This window comes from Chthonobacter rhizosphaerae (assembly GCF_013839525.1).
GTDB classification, from domain to species: domain Bacteria; phylum Pseudomonadota; class Alphaproteobacteria; order Rhizobiales; family Pleomorphomonadaceae; genus Chthonobacter; species Chthonobacter rhizosphaerae.
Window position 1 is genome coordinate 472278 of sequence record NZ_JACDIS010000001.1, and the last position, 20318, is coordinate 492595.

Sequence of the window (20318 nt, forward strand, 5' to 3'; positions counted from 1 at the left end):
CCCCGCAGCAGCCCACTCCCGTGGACCGCGTGCAAGGGCTCTGATGCCGCGCCGGCCTTCGCGGCCGATGTCCCGACAACGTTACCGGACCGACGGGACCAGTCAAGGCCGATGGGCGATCCGCCCGCCCCGCGGCGGCCGGGCGCGCATCTGATGGGCAGCGGACGCCAGGGCGTGTGCAGCCGCCGGACCGCGGAACGCCGGAATTGCGACCGGGCTCGGCGCATCCGGAGGGGCTTTGCCCGATTGGGAGGCACGGGTACGGAATGTCGCAGGCGCCCGCCCCGCTCCGGGACGGGCATGGCGGTCGGGCGGGGCCCGGCGCCGGAGCGGCGCGGGACGACGGGCGCCCCGCGGCCGGCGGTCAGCGCAGGTGGCCGATAAGGTCCTCGATGCGGATCGGGAAGCGCCGCGGCCGCACGCCCGTCGCGTGCCACACCGCGTTGGCGATCGCGCCGGCCGTGCCGGTGATGCCGATCTCGCCGACGCCCTTGACGCCGAGGACGTTGACGACCGGGTCCTCCTCCGGAACCAGGATCGCGTCCACGGCCGGCACGTCGGCGTTGACGGGAACGCGGTATTCGGCGAGGTCCGCGTTCATGATCCGGCCCGTCCGCGCGTCGGTGACCGCCTCCTCGTGCAGCGCGAAGGAAACGCCCCAGATCATGCCGCCGAGATACTGGCTGCGGGCCAGCCGCGGGTTGATGATCCGCCCGGCCGCGAACGCGCCGACGAGCCGGGTCACCCGCATCTGGCCTAGGCTGGGGTCGATCTTGACCTCGGCGAACACGGCGCCGTGCGAATACATCGCGTAGCCGGACGCGGTCGACGGGTCGCGCTCCGCCTTGGCGAAGCCCACCACCGCGGACTGGCCGGCGCGGGCGAGGATGTCCGCGTAGCGCTCGCTTCGGCTCTCGTCGTCTCGCCGGACCAGGCGGCCGCCGCGGGCCTCCACGCCGATGTTGCCGGCGCCGAACAGCGGCGAGGCCGGATCCGCCGTGGCGATCTCCGCCAATCGGGCGATGGCGTTCCGCCCCGCGCCGTCGATCGCCGAGCCGGCGCTGGCGGTGTGGGCCGAGCCGCCGGCGACGCCGCCGTTCGGCAGGGTGGACAGGCCGGAATGGAACTCCACCTGATCGAGGTCGAGGCCGAGCGACTCGGCCGCGATCTGGGCGAGCGCCGTCCAGGCCCCCTGCCCCATGTCGGCCCCCGCCGTCTCGACGAGCGCCGTGCCGTCGGCCCTCAAGGTCGCGCGGGCCTCCGCCGGGAAGTGGGGACACGGGAAGACCGCCGTCCCCATGCCCCAGCCGACCAGGAAGCCGGTCTCGTCGCGCATCCGGCGGGGCTCCAGCGGCCGGTCGGCCCAGCCGAACCGGCGCGCGCCGTCCTCGTAGCAGGCGCGCAGGGCCTTGGAGGAGAAGGGCTTGCCGTTGCCCGGCTCGGTTTCCGCGTAGTTGAGGAGCCGGAAGGCGAGCGGGTCCATGCCGCAGGCTTCCGCGGCCTCGTCGATGGCGACCTCCAGGGCGGCGGAGCCCGACGCCTCGCCGGGCGCCCGCATCGGCCCGGGCGTGCCGGTGTCGAGGCGCAGGCCCTCGTGCTCGGCCAGGATGGCCGGGCTGGCGTAGAGGGGCAGCGAGGCGTTCGCGGCCGGCTCCAGGAAGTCGTCGAAGGTCGACGTGGCGCTCAAGGACCGGTGGTGGAGGGCGGTGAGCCGTCCGTCCCCGTCCATGCCGAGCCGCAGCGACTGCCACGTCTGGCCGCGGTGACCGACCGGGCCGTACATCTGCGCCCGCGTCAGCACCAGCTTGACCGGGCGGTCCAGCATGCGGGCGGCCATGATGGCCAGCACCTGCGGGCCGTTCAGGATCGCCTTGGAGCCGAACCCGCCGCCGAGAAACGGCGACCGGATCGTCACGTTGCCGGGCGGCACGCCGAAATAGGCGGCGTAGGACGCCGCGCTGAGGGCGAGCGCCTGGTTCGGCATGTCGAGCGTCAGGCGGTCGCCGTCCCACTCGGCCACCACCGCGTGCGGCTCCATGGCGTTGTGGTATTGGGCGGGCGTCACGTAGTCGGCCTCCACCACCCGCGCGGCCTCGGCGAGGCCCGCCTCCACGTCGCCGTAGGACGTGCGCGGCGGACTGCCGACGCCCACCGCCTGCGGGGCGAAGCGCTCGCCGTCGTCACGGCTGGTGCGGGCCGGCAGGGTCTCGTAGCGCGGGTCGAGCAATGCCGCGCCTTCCGTGGCGGCCTCCAGCGTCTCGGCGACGACCAGGGCGATCGGCTGGCCGGGATAGCGCACCGTGTCGTCCTGCAGCACCTCGATGCGGAAGCCGAACGGCGGGATCTTTTCGTTCGGGTCGTGGGCGAGCGCCGGCCGGTTGTCCGGCGTCAGCACCTCCACGACGCCCGGGTGGGCCTTGGCGGCCGCCACGTCGAGGGCGACGACCCGGCCCCGCGCGATGCGGCTGGCGGCGATCACCGCGTAGAGCATGCGGTCCGGATGGTTGTCGGCGGCGTAGACGGCGCGGCCGGTGACCTTCAGCTCGCCGTCGCGGCGGGTCGGGGGCTGGCCGTCGTTGGAGCCGAAGCGCGTCGGCCTCGGCATCTGGGACAGGACGTCATGCGGCATGGTCCGCTCCTGCGGCAGCGGCGAAGGGGGAAGCCGGCAGCGCCGGCATGACGGCCGGCGTTCCGGCCAGGGCGAGCGCCAGCGCCCGCGCCACGAGGCGGCGCGCCAGCTCGATCTTGAAGGCGTTGTCGCCGGAGGGTCGAGCGTCGGCGAGCGCGATCCCGGCCGCTTCGGCGAAGCTCCGCTCGTCGGCGGGCCGTCCGGCGAGCGCGTCCTCCGCGGCCCGGGCGCGCCAGGGCCGGGCCGCGACGCCGCCAAGGGTGATGCGCGCGCCCCGGATCGTGCCGCCGTCGAGGTCGAGCGCCGCCGCGGCGGACACCAGCGCGAAGGCGTAGGAAGTGCGCTCCCGGAGCTTCAGGTAGCGGGCGTTGCGGCTGAACGCGGCGGAGGCGCCCGGAATCCTCAGCGCCACGATGAGGTCTGCGCCGTCGAGTTCGGTCTCCCGCTCCGGCGCGTCGCCCGGCAGCCGATGGAAGATGTCCAGCGGGATCTCGCGCCGGCCCGCTCGCCCTTCCACCTCCACGACGGCGTCGAGCGCCGCCAGTGGCACGCAGAAGTCGGACGGGTGGGTGGCGATGCACCGCTCGCTCCAGCCGAAAACGGCGTGCAGGCGGTTTTCGCCCTGGAGAGCATCGCAGCCCGAGCCGGGGTGCCGCCGGTTGCAGGCGCTCGCGGTGTCCTGGAAGTAGGCGCACCGGGTGCGCTGGAGCAGATTGCCCCCCACCGTGGCGGCGTTGCGCAGCTGCGCCGACGCGCCGGACAGGAGCGCTTCGGCCACCGCCGGGAAGGTCGCGGCGAAGCGTGCGTCGTAGGCGAGATCGGAATTGCGGACCAGGGCCCCGATCCGCACGCCGCCGTCCGGCAGCCAGTCGATCCGGTCGAGGCCGGGCAGCCGGCCGATGTCGATCAGCCGCGCCGGGCGGGAGACGCCGATCTTCATGAGATCGACCAGATTGGTCCCGGCGGCCAGATAGGCCGAGCCGGGCTCGGCCGCGAGCGCGACCGCGTCGGCCACGCTCGTCGGCCGAAGGTAGTCGAAGCGGTTCATGCCAGGCTCCTTTCGGTCCGTTCGGAGGGGGCTGTCCGTTCGGCGAGGGCGCGCCCGGCCTCGATCACCGCCTCGGTGATGCCCTGGTAGGCGGCGCAGCGGCAGATGTTGCCGCTCATCAGCTCCCGCACCCGCTCCGGATCGTTGCCGGCGCGGCCCTCGGCGATGAGGCCGACGGCGCTCATGATCTGGCCGGGGGTGCAGTATCCGCACTGCATGCCGTCGCAGGCGATGAAGGCGGCCTGCACGGGATGCAGGTCGTCGCCGTCGGCGAGTCCTTCGATGGTGGTGATCTCGCTGCCGTCGAGGCTGACGGCGAGCGCCAGACAGGCGTTGACGCGCCGGCCGTCGACGAGAACCGTACAGGCGCCGCACTGGCCGCGGTCGCAGCCCTTCTTGGCGCCGGTGAGGGCCAGCCGCTCGCGCAGAAGGTCGAGCAGCGTCACGCGCGGATCGTCGAGGATGATCGTGCGCAATCGGCCGTTGACGGTTAGACTGACGGAGAGTGACAAGCGCTACTCCCTTCAGGATCGGTGCTGTATGGATCGGACCCGCCGTCCGGCGGCGGAACGTGCGGGTGGGCGCTGGCCGCTGTGCGCGGGACTTTCGCCACGGTCGGTGCGTTTCAGGACGAACCACCCGGAATGGGTTATACGGAGGCACCCTCCGTTTAGCAAGCGGCAGGCGCTTCTTTTCTGATGGCGATCACGGAGAGTTCAAAGGCGAGACGGAAGACCCGGGCGGACTCGATCCGAAACCGGGAGCGGCTCCTGGCCGCCGCCGCGGACGTCTTCGGCGTCGGCGACGGCCAGGCGAGCCTGGAGGCGGTGGCCCGCAAGGCAGGCGTCGGGATCGGCACCCTCTACCGCCACTTTCCGACGCGCGAGGCCCTATTCGAAGCCGCCTACCGTCACGAGGTCGATCAGCTGGCCGCCCTCGCGGAGGATCTCGCCGCCGGATCGGACCCGGTCGACGCCCTCCGCCGGTGGATGCAGGCCAACGTCCGGCTCGTCGCCACCAAGCGCGGCATGGTCGAAACGCTCCAGCTCGCCGCCTACGGCTCGTCCGAGCTGAAGGCCTATTCCTCCGAACGGCTTCTCACGGCCGCGCGGCAGCTCGTGGAGCGCGGGGTCGCGGCCGGCGTCATCCGGGGCGACATTCCGGCGGAGGATCTCCTGCGCGCGCTGGCCGGCATCCTCTACGCCCAGACGGCAGGCGACTGGCAGCCCGCGGCGCTCCGGCTGATCGACGTCCTCGTGGACGGCATGAGGGCGCGCTGACCGCCGCCAAGCATGGCTGCCGCACTCACCAGATGAAAAAAATCAATGGGGAAACCGGCCTGATAACCAAATCGCAAGCCGGCCGGTCCAGGATCGGCGATGGCATGTCGCTGGACCGGTAAGGCCGCCTTGGATGACCGCTAAGCATCGGGAAGACTCCACATCGAAGTCGGCGCGCGTCTCCTGGTTTCGTGCAACGGATATTCCGGCCGTCGTGGCGCTTCTGGTGATCAGCTGCCTGGGGCTGCTGGCGGAATGGCAGAACCGGACGATCTACCAGCACGAGATCCGGTCGGACGTCGCGAGCAGGCTGTCGCTGGTCCGGGCTCGGCTGGAGGGCAATCTCGGCGGCGATCTCCAGTTGATCCGCGGCCTGGTGGCGACGCTCTCCACGCGCCCCGACCTGGACCAGGACCAGTTCGCCCGGCTGGTCGCCGTTCTGATGGAGAGCCGGACCGCGGTCAGGCACGTCGCGGCGGCGCCCGGCCTCGTGGTGCGGATGGTCTATCCGCTGGCCGGAAACGAGCGGGCGCTCGGTCTCGACTACGCGGCCAACCCCAGCCAGCGCGAGGGTGCCCTCAGGGCGCGGGACACCGGCCAGCTCGTGCTCTCCGGGCCGCTCCGGCTCGTTCAGGGCGGCGAAGGGCTGATCGGCCGCTTTCCCGTGTTCACGCGCGGCCCGGACGGCAGCCGCGCCTTCTGGGGCATCGTCTCCGCCGTCATCGACGTCGAGCTCCTGTTGCGGTCGAGCGGCGTTTCGGACCCGGAGCTCGGCCTCGACATCGCGGTCGCGGGGCGCGACGGCACGGGGGCCGGCGGCGAGATCTTCTATGGCAGCGCCGAGATCTGGGCCAACGATCCGGTCCTCGCCGACGTGCAGCTCCCGTCAGGCACCTGGATGATCGCGGCCGTGCCGACCGACGGCTGGCGGCTGCAGCCCCCCAACACCGTCACGCTGGTCGGTCTGGTGGTGTTCGCGGGCCTGTTCGTCGCCGTCCCGGTCCTGGTGATCGGCCGGCTCTACTCGGAGCGGCGTGAATATGTGAGCGAGATCGCCCAGCGGCGGGCCGAGCTGGAGAAGCTCTCCAACCGGCTGGAGCTCGCCCTCGACGCCTCCAAGGTGGGCGTGTGGGAGATGGACATCGCCACCAAGGATCTCGTCTGGGACGACCGGATGCACGAACTCTACGACGTGCCGCGGACCGGAGAGCCGATCTCGGAGAGCACATGGTCCGAGCGGCTTCATCCGGACGACATGTCGGCGGCGCTGGCGGACTTCGACAACGCGATCCGGACGAGGCAGCGCTACTTCTCCGAATTTAGGGTACTGCTGCCCGGCGACGTGGTGAGGACGATCCGCACCGTCGGCGCGGTGCGCCAGCTGGACGGGCGGGACAAGATCATCGGCGTCAACTGGGACGTGACCGCCGACGTGGCCCTGACCAGGGATCTTCAGACCGCGCGGTGTCTGGCCGAAGCCCGGAGCCGGGACCTGGAGGAGGCCAACCGGACCATCGAGCACGCGTCGCTGCACGACGCCCTGACGGGCCTTCCGAACCGGCGCTATCTCACCCAGTACCTGGGCGAACTGGAACAGGTGGGCGGCACGCCGGTGGCCGTCCTGCACCTGGATCTCGACCGGTTCAAGCAGATCAACGACACCCTCGGCCATGCGGCCGGCGACGCCGTTCTGCTCCATGCGGCCTCCGTCATGCGCGACGTGTTCCGCCAGGCGGATTTCGTCGCCCGGATCGGCGGCGACGAGTTCGTCGCCGTGCTGGTGGAACGCGACGTGGAGGTCGTGGCGGCCCGCCTCGCGGACGCGCTCGTGACGGCCATGAAGCGGCCGGTCCTCCACGAAGGGCACCACTGCCGCCTCGGCATCAGCGTCGGAATCGCGGTGTCGGCGGACGGCCGCTCTTCCAGGCGCCTCCTCGTGGACGCCGACATCGCCCTCTACCGGGCCAAGAACCGCGGCCGGGGACGCTACGAATTCTACACGGAAACGATCCACGGCGAGATCATCACGACGAAACGCATCGCCGACGAGATCCTCACCGGCCTGGAGCAGGGCCAGTTCGTGCCGTTCTACCAGCCCCAGTACGATGCCCGTACCCGCTGCATGGTCGGCGTGGAAGCCTTGGCGCGGTGGCGGCATCCGACCGAAGGCCTGCTCGCGCCCGACCGGTTCCTGAAGATCGCCGAGGACATCAACATGGTGTCCGCCATCGACCGGATCATCCTGGTCCAGGTGCTCGCCGACAGGCGGCGCTGGCGCAGCAAGGGGCTCGACGTCCCGCGGATCGCCGTCAACGTCTCGCTGAAGCGGCTTCACGAGCAGACGCTGGTCTGCGACCTGAAGGCGCTGGACATCGAGCCCGGAAGCCTGTCCTTCGAACTTCTGGAATCGATCTACCTCGACGAGCAGAACGAACTCGTCTCGTGGAACATCGACGGCATCCGCGAACTCGGCATCGCCCTGGAGATCGACGATTTCGGCACGGGCCACGCGTCGATCCTGAGCCTGGTCAAGCTTCGTCCGGACCGCTTCAAGATCGACCGTCAGCTGACCGCCGATGTGGTCTCCAATCCGGCCCAGCGTCAGCTCGTCCGCTCCCTGGTCGAAATCGGGCAGGCCATGGCCGTCGGCATCGTCGCCGAGGGCGTCGAGACTGCGGCCCAGGCGGACGTGCTCGCGCAGATCGGGTGCGAGACGCTGCAGGGTTTCCACTTCTCGAGGCCCATGGATCCCCTCGGCATGGAAAGGCTGCTGGCCGCCGCCGGGTCCGTCCCTCCGGCACCCGAGCGCCGGGCGGCAGTCACGGCCGGGGTGATCTGACCCGCGTCGCCGGCACGGATGGCCGCCCGCGCCGCGACCGTCGCGCGCGGCAGATCTGGTTCGCGATTTCGACCGCACGACCGGAGGCGTGCACGCGGTTACCGTGGACACTGGCGCGCATCGGAGTATTGTCCTGGTATTTATCACGATATGAGGGTTGCGTATGGCCAAGTACTGCCTCCGTTAGCCTCGGTAACGCAGATTCGCGACGCCGCCCGTAACCAAATCTTCAGGTCCGCGATCGATCACTAGTTGAGCTTGAACAAATATGTGGAGCTCGAGCATGAGACGGACAAAAATCATCGGAGCCCTACTGGCTTTCGGCTTGTCCCTGTCGCCGGCGTCGAACGCCGCCGCGAACGCGCTGACGATCGTCGGAACCGGCGATGGGCTCGACATGATGAGGGCCGTGGGCGCTCTCTACCTGACCAGCGAGGGCAAGGAGGTCGTCTTCCCGGCCAGCATCGGCTCCGGCGGCGGCATCGCGGCCGTCGCGGCCGAAACGAACGCGCTGGCGCGCGTGGCGAGGCCGCTGAAGCCCACGGAAATGGACGCCGGCCTCGTGGCCGTGCCGCTCGCGAGCCTGCGATCCGCCTTCATCGTCCATCCGGACGTCGGCGTGACGTCCCTCACCTCCGCCCAGGTCGGCGACATCTACGCCGGCCGTATCACCGACTGGGCGGACGTTGGCGGCAAGCCGCTGAAGATCAAGGTCGTCCGCCGCGAGGATGCGGACTCCACCCTGCAGGGCCTGCGGGCCGGCATGCCGGGCTGGAAGGATCTCGTCTTCACGGAGCGGTCCAAGGTGGCCGTCACCACCCAGGACGCGGTGGACACGGTCCGCACCGTGGAGGGCGCCATCGGCTTCGCGCCCTATTCCACGTCCCTCCTGGCGGACACGGTGGTGCTGAAGATCGACGGGCGGCGCCCGATCGATCCAGGCTACCCGAGCGCGGTCGAACTGTCCCTCGTCTACAAGAAGGACAACGTGACGCCCGAGGTCACCGCCTTTCTGGAATTCGCCCGCTCGGACAAGGCCCGAGACCTTCTGAGCGCCTATGGAGCCGTTCCGCCGCCTCGGAGTGACTAGTCGTGCAGGTCCGCTCGCTGTCCATACGATTCATTGTCTCGGCGCTGATCGCAGTGACGGCGGGCTTCACCCTGTTCATCAGCACGGTCTACACGCGGCTCGACGCCAGCCTGAAGATCCAGGTGGAGTCGCTCGAACAGTTGGCCACCGACAACATGTCGGACCTTCTCAAGGCCGACATGGACCTGGCGGCCGCGCGGCTTCGCTTCCTCTCCGAGGACGTCGCGCGGCGGACCGAGGCGATCACCTACCGGGCGGATGTCGCCGACGTGATCGCCTCGCGCAACAACGTCGCCATCTCCGAACTCCTCGGTCCGGCCGCCCGGAACGCGGACGTCGACACCCTGATCGTTCTCGATCGCGACCTCAACGTGATCGGCGGCTCGTCGGACACGTATGATCTGGTCGCCATCGGGCGCGCGATCGGCGGCAGCACCGCCGTCGCGGCCTTCCGGACCGCCATGCGGGACGCCGAGACGGACCGCACCCGGCCGCTGGTGATGCTCCTCACGTCCGCGGAACTGCCCACCGTGGACGGCTGGACGGCGAACGCCTTCGCCCAGCTGGTGGTGCTGCAGCCGATGTGGGACGAGTTCGGCGAGGTGGCGGGCGCCGTGCTCGCCCGGCGCTCGATCCGCCCGCGCGAGGCGACGCTGGAGGAGTTCGCCACCATCACCAAGGTCGGGATAGCGGTCTTCTCGGGGGACCGCCTGGTCTCGTCCGCGGGCCTGGACTTCGCCGACCTCACCGCCCCGCCCCAAGGCTTCATGGACCCGAGCCGCCATTTCGTCTCCCACTGCGGCGTGGCGATGGCCAAGCTGACGATCTGCACGCTGAAACCCATCGTCGAACTCTATCGGGCTCAGGACCAGGTCACCAAGATCGGACGGGCGGAGACGATCGACCTCGTCCGGTGGCTCGTCCTCGTCGGCGTCGGCTCGTCGGTCTGCCTCATGGGCGTGCTCTGGCTGGCCGCCCGGCCGATCACCCGGCCCATGCGGCGCCTGGCTCAGGCGGTTGGCCAGATCGCGGACGGGATCTACGACGCGCCGATCGAGGGCCAGCAGCGTCTCGACGAGGTGGGATCGATCGCCCGGGCCGTGGCGACGCTGAACGACAGCGTGAAGGAGCGGGATCTCCTGAGGGCCGACATCCTGGAGAAGAACGCGATCCTGCTGACGCGCGAGGCCCAGCTGCGCACCCAGAACCGTCTGTTCGACGCGGCTCTCAACAACATGTCCCACGGCCTCTGCATGTTCGACAAGGACCAGAGGCTGATCGTCTCCAACCGGCGGTACGAGGAGATCTTCGGCATGTCGCGCGGCGACGCCGCGCCGGGGCTCGGCTGGGAGGAGTTGAAGGCGCTGGAGAACATCGCGACCGAGACGGTCGAGGCGGCCTACGACGCGGTCGTGCCCGTGCACGGCGGCGAGTCCCAGCGCACGGTCGCCCACATCCAGCTCAACGACGGGCGCACGATCCTGACGACCCGCCAGCCGCTCGTCGGCGGCGGCTGGGTGGCCATCTACGAGGACGTGACCGAGCGCCAGCGCGCCCGGGAGCGCCTGGTTCACCAGGCCCGGCACGACGCGCTCACCGGGCTGCCGAACCGGGTGGCGCTGCGCGAGCACCTCGGCGCGCAGCTCGCGACGCTCCAGACGTCCGGCGGCGCCTTCGGCGTCCTCTGCCTCGATCTCGACGAGTTCAAGACCATCAACGACACGCTCGGCCATCCCGCCGGCGACCGTCTCCTCTGCGAGGTGGCGCAGCGGCTGCGCGCGTGCATCGACGAGACGGAGCTCGTCACCCGACTCGGCGGCGACGAGTTCGCGATCGTGACCTCGCCGGTGTCCTCGGCCGAAGGTCTGGCGATCCGCTGCGAGGAGATCATCCGGGCGATCTCGGGCTCGTTCACGATCGACGACCACGATACCCCGGTCAGCGTCTCCATCGGCGTCTCGATCGCGCCGACCAACGCCCGCGACCCGGACTCTCTTCTGAAGCAGGCCGATCTGGCGCTCTACAAGGCGAAGTTCGAGGGCCGCAACACCTACCGGTTCTTCGAGACGGAGATGGAGGTCGCCGTCCGGGCCCGCCACGACATGATCACCGACCTGCGCGGCGCCATCGCGGGCGGGGAGATGGAGGCCCACTACCAGCCGCAGGTCAGCTTCGCGACCGGCGAGGTGGTCGGCTTCGAGGCCCTGATGCGCTGGCGGAGCCGGCGTCTCGGCATGGTGTCGCCGATGGAATTCATTCCGCTCGCGGAGGAGACCGGGCTGATCGTCCCCCTCGGCGAGTGGATCCTGAGGGAAGCCACCCGCGAGGCGAGCCTCTGGCCGGATCCCGTCCGGGTCGCGGTCAACATCTCGGCGCGCCAGCTTCAGCGCCCCGACTTCCAGGAGGTGGTCCGCTCCGCGATCCGGGAGAGCGGCCTGCCGCCCTATCGCCTGGAGCTGGAGGTGACCGAGAGCGTGCTCCTGGGGGACGACGCCGTCACCCGGGACACCCTTTCCGCCCTGAAGACCATGGGCGTGAAGATCTCGCTCGACGACTTCGGGACCGGGTACAGCTCGCTCAGCTGCCTGCGCAGCTTCCCGTTCGACAAGATCAAGATCGACCAGTCCTTCGTCCGCGCCATCCCGACGAGCGACGAGGCGAAGTCCATCGTGGCGGCCGTCATCAGCCTCGCCCGGGAACTCGGCATCGCGACGACGGCCGAAGGGGTCGAGACCCAGGACCTCTACGACATGCTGAAGTACAGCGGCACGACCGAGGGCCAGGGATACTGGATCGGCCGGCCGGAGCCCGCCCGGAAGGCCTACGAGCGCCTCCATCCGCCGGCCGCGGCCTCGAACGGGCCCCGGTGAGGGCCGCCCGTCAGGGCTTCAGGAAGAGGAGATCCTTCGTCGCCGCGTGGGTGGCCCGACGGATCGGCGCGAGCAGCCGCCTCGTCAGCGACAGCGTCTTCTCCGCGGCATAGAATGGATCGGCGTAGAACATGGCGTCCTGCGCCAGGGCGATCGACCGCGCCAGATCCACATGGCTGGGCGAGCCGGCCGCATAGACCACGTCGTTGGAGCGGACGAACGACAGGAGGGCGGCGGGTCGCTCCCGCCGCACGAGACGCCCGTCGCCATCGCCGGCCGTCAGCACGACGAGGGCTCCGTTCGCCCGCAGCCATGCCGCCGCCTCGCCCATGTAGAGCTGGGACGAGGTCCGGGCGCCTGCGATCACGCACACCCTTCGGCCCGGCTGGCCCTTGAGGGCGGCGACCGCGATGGCCCAGACCGGCGCGAACCCGGTTCCGGTCGACGCGAGGACCAGGTTTTCCGGCTGGCGGCGAAGGAAGGCGTTGCCGAACGGGCCGCGGATCCTGACCTTGTGCCCGGCCTTGATGGCGCCGCCCAGGTTCTCCGACACCGCGCCGCCCGGATAGCGCCGGATGTGGAAGACGAGGGCCTCCTCGTCCACGTCCAGGTCGAACGGGAAGGTCGGGCTGTAGTCGCGGGGCGGGAAGCCGTTGAAGGTCAGGCGGACATACTGGCCCGGCAGCCAGGTTAGCTTCCGGTCCGGCCGCAGCCGGACCTCCAGGAGATCCAACCCGATCGGCCGGATGCGCTCGACGACCGCCGGCACGGAGCGGACGAGGGGGACGGCGTCGAACTCCACGACGGCGTCGCCCTCGACGGTGGCGAGACAGCCCAGCACGGTGCCGCGCTCCAGCGTTCCCTGGCTGTCGACCTCTCCAGAGATCACCCGAACCCGGCAGCTTTCGCACTGACCCGAACAGCAGTCGTGGGGAAGGACGACGCGCTGCGCCAGCGCGGCGTCGAGCAGGGTGTCACCCGGCCGCGCGACGACCGGCTTGCCGTTCAAGGTGAGCGTACACGTGGAACCGGACATGTCGTCCCCGCTCGGGCTGGATGGAGTGTGGAGGATGGCGTCACTGCAGGTCGAGGACGACCGGGCGCAGGTGCCGGGTGTGCCGAGTCTGGGTCCGGTCGAACACCGCGACCCACAGATAGAGACCGGTTTCGATCGGGAGGTCCTTCAGGTCGTCCTCCGTCGCGAGGCTCCTCGTCGCCTCGAGCGTCCAGTGGCCGTCCGCCCAGGACGCCGCGCCGGTCACATCCGCCCGGCTGCCCGAATAGGTTCCGGTGATGAGGACCGCCGGGATGACCGTGCCGACCGGGATGGCGGCGTCGGCTTCCGGGCTGTAGGGCACGGTCTCCGCCTCGTGCATCCACCACTGCGCGTCGGGAGAGTCGTTCTCGTTCGGATCCAGGCTGAACGTCCCGATTTTGGTCATCGTGGCGCGCCAGTCGGCCGGCAGCCGCTTCACCTGCACCGGGCCGCGGTAGCCGCCGGGCGGTTCGTCCACGTAGTTGTAGACGTAGAACTTGGATCCGGCATCCCCGTCGTAGCCCGCGCTGTAGCGTGCCGTTCCGGCGGCCTGCGCCGGATTGGGAGCGACCGGCGGGCCGAACCACATGTCGTCGATCTGGCCGAGCAGACCGCCGCGGGAGGCCTTCCACTGCCACATGTCCATGTAGGTGCCGTCGGTGGTGTAGTGGAGCCCGCGCTGGTTGAGGGCGCCGGGGCCGTCGGTGAGTGGCTTCGGCCCCATGTGCGTCGAGCCGTTGACGCCGTAGCCGGCCGTCCGCGAGAAGGTGACCGCGAACTTGTCCTCGTAGTAGACGTCCTCGTCGGCCACGTCGGCGCCTTCGTGCAGCAGGCGCCAGCCGTCCTCCGCCTTCACCAGCGGCAGGCGCTTGATCGACCGGTTCGGATCGGCCCACCGGAAGGCGAAGTAGACGCGTTCGGCGTCCCGGACCGCCCGGATCTCGACCGTCGACGTCCCCGAGCCTCCAAGGTTCACCCCCTGGTTCGTGTGCACGGTGACCGGCGCGGCTTCTCGCCAGACGGCGTCCGAAAGGTCGCCGTCGAGCGCGGGGGCGTCAGCGACCGCGGGGATCACGAGCCGGTCCACCACGCTCTCGTCCAGCAGATAGGCCGCCGCCGCGGTGGCAAGGCCCGCCGCGGACGCGACGGCGAGGGGCTTGGCGATCGCCCCCGGCCTGATCCTCAGCGGCTGCGGCCGGAACAGGCGGAGCCACTGGCCGACGCCGCCGTACATGTAGTGGCCGACCAGATGGACCACGATGTAGCCCATCACCACGAGGGCGGACACGTAGTGGACCTGGACCACCACCCCGCCCTGGCCGACGTAGAGCAGTATGCCCGTGACCGTGAGCACGAGGATCGCCCCGAACAGCACCCAGTGCAGGAGAGCGTTGACGGCGCCCCAGCGCACCTTCGGCGCCGTGGGAAGCGTCAGGACGACCGCCTTGCGCAGCGAGGTCCTCCGATGGAGGTTCGCGGCGTGGCGGTAGATCGGATAGGCCACCACGCATCCGAGAGCCGCGATGGCCGAGATGAGGTGCGGCGTCCAGATCTCGCCCTGGGGGAGGATGGCGCTCAGCGCGGCGGCGAACCAGGACCCCGGCGCATCGGCCGACAGGCGCAACCCGGTCGCCAGGCTGACCAGCACGGCCACCGTCATCAACCAGTGGAGGACGATTGTCCCCACGTCGCTTCGGGCCGGCAGCGCCTTCGGCGCGAGCCCCTCCACCATATGCCGGACAGGTTTGAGTTCGCCCACCTCTCCACCTCCGATTGGCCTGCATCGTGGTTGAGAAAAGGTTAATGCCTGTCTTTCGCGTATTTGGATATATGAATCTTACATCATGGTTAACACCGGACCGCGCCTTGTGATTAGGCGCATCCGGCCTTTCACCGATGGACGCGGCGCGCAGACCGGTGGCCGGATCTCACCGTTCCTTCACCTGGCGAGCGGCCGCATAGTCCTTCCGTCCGCGCGCCGGAAGGAACCGTCGTCCCAGCGTGCCGGGGAACGGTCAAAAAAGTTAGCCGATCTGCAAACTATTCCTTCCCAGCAGGGTCGGTCCGGTGATAGTTAGACGCATGGCTAAGCATGATGTGGATCTCTCGCAGATATTCCAGGCCCTGGCGGACCCGACCCGGCGGTCGATCCTGACCCGGCTCGCCAAGGGGCCCGCGCCGGTGAAGGAACTGGCCGGCCCGACCGGACTGCGCCTGCCGACGGTGATGCGGCACCTGTCGGTGCTGGAGGACGCGGGACTGATCGCCACGTCGAAGGACGGGCGGGTGCGCACCTGCGCCCTCGTGCCGGACGCCCTGACCGCGCCGCGGACATGGCTCGACGACCAGCGCGCCCTCTGGGAAGCCCGGCTCGACCGGCTGGACGACTACGTGATGACCTTGATGAAGGAGCGTGAGACATGATGCCGGACCTCGATCCGACCACGGACCTGAGCTTCACCCGAACGCTCGCCGCCCCGCGGCGGCTGATCTGGGAATGCTGGACGACGCCGGAGCACATCCCGCACTTCTTCATTCCCGCCCCTCACCGGGTGACGGCGGTGGACATCGACCTCAGGGTCGGCGGGCGGTTCAACACGACCTTCGAGGTGGAAGGCGCCGTGATGGACAACAAGGGCGTCTATCTGGAGGTGGTGCCGGAAACGAAGCTGGTCTTCACCGACGCCTACACGGAAGGGTGGAAGCCCTCGCCCGAGCCGTTCATGACGGCGATCCTGCTGCTCGGCGACGCGCCCGGAGGCGGCACGACCTATACGGCGATCGCCCGCCACCGCTCTCCCGACAGCCGGAAGACGCACGAGGACATGGGCTTCCTCGAGGGCTGGGGCACGGTGGCGACCCAGTTGGAGACCTACGCGAGGGGGCTGGCGCGATGAGCGGCCGTTTCGCGACCCTGACCTTCGAGCGCACGGTGGCGGCGCCGACGTCCACCCTGTGGCAGGCCTGGACGGCTCCCGCGGCACGCGCGGTGTGGGCCTCGCCGGCGGCGTCGGTCGCGGTGGAATTCCTGGAGGCCGACACCCGGGTGGGCGGGCGCGAGGTCTCGCTCTGCAAGGTCGAGGGCCAACCGGACGTCCGCTGCGACGTGGGCTGGCTCGACCTGCAGCCCGACGCGCGCAGCGTGAACTACGAGGTCGTCTCGTCCGAGGGCGTCACGCAGTCGGCGGCGCTCGTCACCGCCGAGTTCTCGGCCGCGGACGGCGGGAGCCGAGCGGTCGTGACCGTGCAGCTGTCCTCCCTCGCCGAGGACATGGAGGCCGGCTACCGGCAGGGCTTCGGCGCCGGGATGGACAACCTGGCGACCGTGGCCGGACGGACCATGGTGCTCCGGCGGGTGATCCGCGCGCCCCGCGCCCTCGTGTGGGACGCCTGGATGAATGCCGAGACGCTGCCGCGCTGGTGGGGGCCGGACGGGTTCTCCTGCCGGACCAGCCGGATCGAGCTCCGGACGGGCGGCGAATGGCTCTTCGACATGATCGGCCCGGACGGCACCGTCTATCCGAACCACCACCTCTACGGAGAAGTCCGGCCGACGGAAAGGATCGCCTACACGCTGCTCTGGGGCGAGAACGGGCCGAAACACGCGGACGCCTGGGCCTCGTTCGAGGAACGGGACGGGGCCACCCTGGTGACGCTCGGCATGATCTTCAGCACGGCCGCGGAGTTCCAGGACGCGCGGGGCTTCGGCGCGGAGGAGCTGGGCCTGCAGACCCTCGGCAAGCTGGCCCGCTTCGTCGGGGCGGCGTGAGCGACGAGCCCGAACGCCTGTCCGTCGTCATCAAGGATTCCGCGGCAGGATTCGCCAAGGTCATCGGCCGGCCGGCCGTGGCCGCGGCCGTGTGGCGGGATCGTCGCGGGCTCCTCACGGGAGCGGGATGACGGCCTCGACGACGAGACCCGGCGAGCCGTACCGGAACTGGACCTCGGCGCCGATCTGCTGCTTCAGCACCCGCTGCAGCAGCTTGGTGCCGAAGCCCGCGTGGGTGGGCGGCCGCACGGGCGGGCCGCCCGTCTCGCGCCAGCACCACGTCACGCTCGCCGGCGCGTCGCGCCGGAGCGTCCAGTCGACCTCGATGGCCCCGTTCGCCGCCGACAGCGCGCCATACTTCGCCGCGTTGGTAGTGAGCTCGTGGATGGCCATCCCGAGTGGCACCGCGATGTCCGACGACAGTTCGAGGTGCGGCCCGGAGAGGGTGATCCGCCTGCAGTCCGCGTAAGGGGCGAGTTCAGCGTCGAACAGGTCGCGGAAACTCACCTGCTGCCACTGATCGCCGGTGAGGAGCGTGTGGGTGCGGGCGAGGGCGGCGATGCGCGCCGAGAAGGCCTCCTGGAACTCCTGCATGCTCGTGGAGGCCCGCGCCGTGGACCCCATCACGGCCTGCACCGTCGCCAGGGTGTTCTTGACCCGGTGATGCAGCTCGCGGATCAGCAGGAGCTGCCGGTCCTCGGCGATCTTCTCGCCGTCGATGTCCTCGGTGGTGCCGTACCAGCCGACGATGGTTCCGTCCGGGTTCCGGCGCGGGAAGGCGCGGGAGCGCATCCAGCGGTACTCGCCCGACTTCATCCGGATCCGGTGCCGGACGTCGTAGCCCGTTCCCGTGGCGCAGGAGGTCCGCCAGGCGTCGATCGTCCGCTGGAGGTCGTCCTCGTGAATGGCGTCGCCCCAGGAATCGCCCAGTCCGGACGTCCCGGTCCAGTCCTGCCAGCGCGCCGCCACGCGGTCGAGCTCCCCATCGGGCCGGGCCGTCCAGGTCACCTGCGGGTTGAGCTCGATCGTATGCCGGTAGTGGTCCTGGCTTTCCTCGAGGGCGAGCGCTCCCGCCGTCAGTTCCTCCAGCATGCGCCGCGCCTCGTACTGCCGCCTGCGGCTGCGGATCGCCGCCGCCACGAGGCTGATGAGCGTGACCGGATGGAACGGCCGCTCCAGGAGGGACACGTTCCCGAGCAGAGCGCCGATCGACCGGGCGGCGGGGGCGGCAGTGCCGGCGCCCTTGTGCAGGCTCATGACGATGAATGGAAAATCCGACCAGGCCGGCTGGGCCTCCAACCAGGCCTCCAAAGGCCGGGTATCCTGGTTGCGGAGCGCCTCCTCGGCGACGATCGCGGCGCCGGCGCCGGCGTGAAGCGTTTCCGCAAGGGCCGCGAGGTCGGGGACGCAGAGGACGTCATGGCCCGCGCCGGAGAGGATGCCGGCGGCGATCGTCGCGTCTCTGCCGAAGGGCGCTAGAATGACGACCTGTTCCGACACTTGCGTCCGGCTGATCACGTGGCATCGTCCTTCAGGAGCCCGCTCCGGTCCCCATCGAAGCTCGGCACGCCTCTTAGCACACCGTGGAACCCCTTCACGGTCCTTCCGATCCGCAGACCCGAGGAGCCGATGCGGTACTCGCGGATCGTGTTCTCGTGCGAGCCCAGGCGCTTCTTCACCACCGACAGCGCCCGCCGCACTTCGCCGCCGGCCTCGAAGTATCGCAGCAGCACGACCGTGTCCGCCAGGTAGGTGATGTCGATCGGCGTGCGCATGTCGCCGACGAGGCCGTGCTGGGCGACGGTGAGGAAGGTCGAGGCGCCCCGCCGGTTCAGGAACTGGAGAAGTTCGTGCATGTGGAGGATGAGGAGGCGCTCGTCTGGCATGGCGGCCTGGTAGCCGTTCAGGCTGTCGATGACGACGCAGGTGGCCCCGAGTGTCTCGACCGCGCGGCGCACCAGGTGGGAGAACTCGCCCGGCGACATCTCGGCCGCGTCCACCTGCTGCACGTGGAGGCGGCCGCCCTCGCGCAGCTCGGACAGGTCGATCCCCATCTCGCCCATGCGCCTGGTCAGGAGCGCCCGTTCCTCGTCGAAGATGAAGATGGCGGCGGCTTCGCCGCGGGCCAGGGCCGCCTTGGCGAAATGCAGGCCGAACAGGGTCTTTCCCGTGCCGGCCGGACCGAGCACCAGCGTGCCGGAGCCCTGATCGACGCCGCCTCCGAGGATGTCGTCCAGTTCGGGAATGCCGCTCTGGAGCCGGGAGCGCCGGAACTCCGCGTAATGCTCGCCGGCCACCAGGCGCGGATAGACCCGGACGCCGCCGCGCCCGATCGCGAAATCGTGGTAGCCGCCGCGGTACTGCTTGCCCCGATACTTGAGCACCCGCAGGCGGCGACGCTCGGCGCCGAATTCCGGCGCGAGCTGTTCCAGCTTGATGACGCCATGGGTGAGGCTATGCATCGTCCGATCGTGCCCGTCGGACGTGAGATCGTCGAGCATCAGGACGGTCGCGCCGAACCGCGCGAAATGGTGTTTCAGCGCCAGGATCTGCCTGCGGTAGCGCAGGGAGCTCTGGGCGAGCAGGCGGATCTCGGACAGGCTGTCGATCACCACACGCGCCGGCCTGACCCGGTCCATGGCGGCGATGATGTCCTTTGCGGTCTCGCCGAGCTCCAGGTCGGAGGTGTACAGCAGCGACTGCTGGTTCTCCTCGCTGGCGAGGCTTTCCGGCGGCACCAGCTCGAAGATGACCACGTCGTCCCCGATGGTCCAACCGTGGGAGGCCGCCCCTTCGCGGATCTCCCGCTCGGATTCCGACAAGGTTATATACAGCGTCTTCTCGCCGGCCCGAGATCCGGCCAAAACGAATTGCAGGGCGATGGTCGTCTTGCCGGCGCCGGGCTCGCCCTCGACAAGAAAGAGATGCCCGCGCGTCAGTCCGCCGTTCAGAACATTGTCCAGACCGGCAACGCCGGTCGAAGCCATTTCCATCGTCGCCAGCCCACTGTTCGTTTCCATCTCGCGACCGAAGGCGGTCACCTTCGAGCCTACGCTGACTTCGGAAACTCGGAGCGGCTGAGAACGTTCGGTCGGCCCGCGTCGGGCGGGGCCGGCCCGACGGTCGGCAGGATTGCCGCCGGGCCGGCAGGATCCGGAGGCGGGTGGCGACGGAGCTCCGTCCGACCCGACGGGTTGGTCAGGTTTTCCGACTCGGTCGGAGAGCGCTCCAGCCCGGCCGGGCTTCAACACCCGGCCGAGGCTCCCACCGCCGGGTCAATAGTCGCCCTGGGACGCGAACGGATCCAGGGAGGGGGCGTAGACGACCGCGGCCCCGCTGTCGTTCGTCGCAACGGCGGTCGTTCTGGACGACAACTCCGCGAGATGGCGGTCCCGGCTGTTGCGCGCCGGATCGTAGCTGGAAACAGGCCCGCCGGTGCCGACCGCCCCCTTGCCGGCAAGCGAGGCGACATATTGGTCGCGGGTGGAGTTGGCGGGGTCGAATGCATGGACGTTGGTGGTGGACGCGACTATGGCCGCAAAGAAAGCAATGCACCTTCTCATTGTCTTTGTCCGAAAAAAGGGTGAGCCGGCCTACCTCTTCTCAGAGGTCTGCAAACAAAATACCGGGTCGGCTGGGGCGGCTCACCTGGAATGTCCGGCTCGGTGACGCTGAGTAAGGTACGCTCTGTTCTGGTCCGCGCCTAGCCGTTACCTGTTGAACATTCCAGGTGCAAAAACCAGGAACTATGAACGAA

At 69.8% G+C, this 20318-nt stretch carries 15 protein-coding genes; 7 read left to right on the plus strand and 8 right to left on the minus strand.

Annotation, left to right across the window (positions count from 1 at the left end):
- Nucleotides 1–364 precede the first annotated feature (364 nt).
- From HND91_RS02195 to HND91_RS02205, 3 genes are read right to left on the minus strand one after another with little or no spacing between them, the layout of a single operon-like run.
- Nucleotides 365–2629, minus strand: coding sequence for a xanthine dehydrogenase family protein molybdopterin-binding subunit (locus HND91_RS02195; RefSeq protein WP_181704871.1), 2265 nt, complete (start codon nucleotides 2627–2629; stop codon nucleotides 365–367).
- Entirely contained in the window at nucleotides 2619–3677 is a 1059-nt protein-coding gene (locus HND91_RS02200) for an FAD binding domain-containing protein (RefSeq protein ID WP_181704872.1), read from the minus strand. The genes HND91_RS02195 and HND91_RS02200 overlap by 11 nt, the downstream gene beginning before the upstream one ends.
- Nucleotides 3674–4189, minus strand: a complete 516-nt coding sequence (locus tag HND91_RS02205) for a (2Fe-2S)-binding protein (RefSeq protein WP_181704873.1) — start codon at nucleotides 4187–4189, stop codon at nucleotides 3674–3676. The genes HND91_RS02200 and HND91_RS02205 overlap by 4 nt, the downstream gene beginning before the upstream one ends.
- Before the next feature lie 186 nt (nucleotides 4190–4375).
- Between HND91_RS02205 and HND91_RS02210 the strand changes: the two genes are divergently transcribed.
- The 4 genes from HND91_RS02210 (at nucleotide 4376) to HND91_RS02225 (ending at nucleotide 11756) form a co-directional block, all read left to right on the plus strand.
- Complete coding sequence (locus HND91_RS02210) at nucleotides 4376–4957, plus strand: TetR/AcrR family transcriptional regulator (RefSeq protein WP_181704874.1); 582 nt, start codon at nucleotides 4376–4378, stop codon at nucleotides 4955–4957.
- 214 nt (nucleotides 4958–5171) lie between these two features.
- Nucleotides 5172–7796, plus strand: coding sequence for a bifunctional diguanylate cyclase/phosphodiesterase (locus HND91_RS02215; RefSeq protein ID WP_343057038.1), 2625 nt, complete (start codon nucleotides 5172–5174; stop codon nucleotides 7794–7796).
- Nucleotides 7797–8079: 283 nt separating this feature from the next.
- Complete coding sequence (locus HND91_RS02220) at nucleotides 8080–8886, plus strand: substrate-binding domain-containing protein (protein ID WP_246329244.1); 807 nt, start codon at nucleotides 8080–8082, stop codon at nucleotides 8884–8886.
- A gap of 2 nt (nucleotides 8887–8888) precedes the next feature.
- Complete coding sequence (locus HND91_RS02225) at nucleotides 8889–11756, plus strand: EAL domain-containing protein (RefSeq protein WP_181704877.1); 2868 nt, start codon at nucleotides 8889–8891, stop codon at nucleotides 11754–11756.
- 10 nt (nucleotides 11757–11766) lie between these two features.
- Here HND91_RS02225 and HND91_RS02230 read toward each other — a convergent pair whose 3' ends face one another.
- On the minus strand, nucleotides 11767–12792 hold the full coding sequence (locus tag HND91_RS02230; protein ID WP_181704878.1) for a 2Fe-2S iron-sulfur cluster-binding protein: 1026 nt from the start codon (nucleotides 12790–12792) through the stop codon (nucleotides 11767–11769).
- A 40-nt stretch (nucleotides 12793–12832) separates the two neighbouring features.
- The gene (locus HND91_RS02235) at nucleotides 12833–14551 is read right to left on the minus strand and encodes an ethylbenzene dehydrogenase-related protein (protein ID WP_343057039.1); all 1719 of its coding nucleotides are present in this window, start codon (nucleotides 14549–14551) and stop codon (nucleotides 12833–12835) included.
- A gap of 323 nt (nucleotides 14552–14874) precedes the next feature.
- Between HND91_RS02235 and HND91_RS02240 the strand changes: the two genes are divergently transcribed.
- From HND91_RS02240 to HND91_RS02250, 3 genes are read left to right on the plus strand one after another with little or no spacing between them, the layout of a single operon-like run.
- Nucleotides 14875–15216: an ArsR/SmtB family transcription factor gene (locus HND91_RS02240; RefSeq protein WP_181704879.1), complete on the plus strand. Its 342-nt coding sequence runs from the start codon at nucleotides 14875–14877 to the stop codon at nucleotides 15214–15216.
- A complete protein-coding gene (locus HND91_RS02245) occupies nucleotides 15213–15689 on the plus strand; it encodes an SRPBCC family protein (RefSeq protein ID WP_181704880.1) in 477 nt (158 codons plus the stop codon). The genes HND91_RS02240 and HND91_RS02245 overlap by 4 nt, the downstream gene beginning before the upstream one ends.
- Nucleotides 15686–16561, plus strand: a complete 876-nt coding sequence (locus tag HND91_RS02250) for an SRPBCC family protein (RefSeq protein ID WP_181704881.1) — start codon at nucleotides 15686–15688, stop codon at nucleotides 16559–16561. The genes HND91_RS02245 and HND91_RS02250 overlap by 4 nt, the downstream gene beginning before the upstream one ends.
- A gap of 114 nt (nucleotides 16562–16675) precedes the next feature.
- Here the strand turns inward: HND91_RS02250 and HND91_RS02255 are convergent, their stop codons facing one another.
- From HND91_RS02255 to HND91_RS02265, 3 genes are all read right to left on the minus strand, one after another.
- Nucleotides 16676–18079: an HWE histidine kinase domain-containing protein gene (locus HND91_RS02255; protein WP_181704882.1), complete on the minus strand. Its 1404-nt coding sequence runs from the start codon at nucleotides 18077–18079 to the stop codon at nucleotides 16676–16678.
- On the minus strand, nucleotides 18076–19548 hold the full coding sequence (locus HND91_RS02260) for a DUF7125 family protein (protein WP_246329245.1): 1473 nt from the start codon (nucleotides 19546–19548) through the stop codon (nucleotides 18076–18078). The genes HND91_RS02255 and HND91_RS02260 overlap by 4 nt, the downstream gene beginning before the upstream one ends.
- A gap of 288 nt (nucleotides 19549–19836) precedes the next feature.
- Entirely contained in the window at nucleotides 19837–20124 is a 288-nt protein-coding gene (locus HND91_RS02265; RefSeq protein WP_181704884.1) for a hypothetical protein, read from the minus strand.
- Nucleotides 20125–20318: the final 194 nt, after the last annotated feature.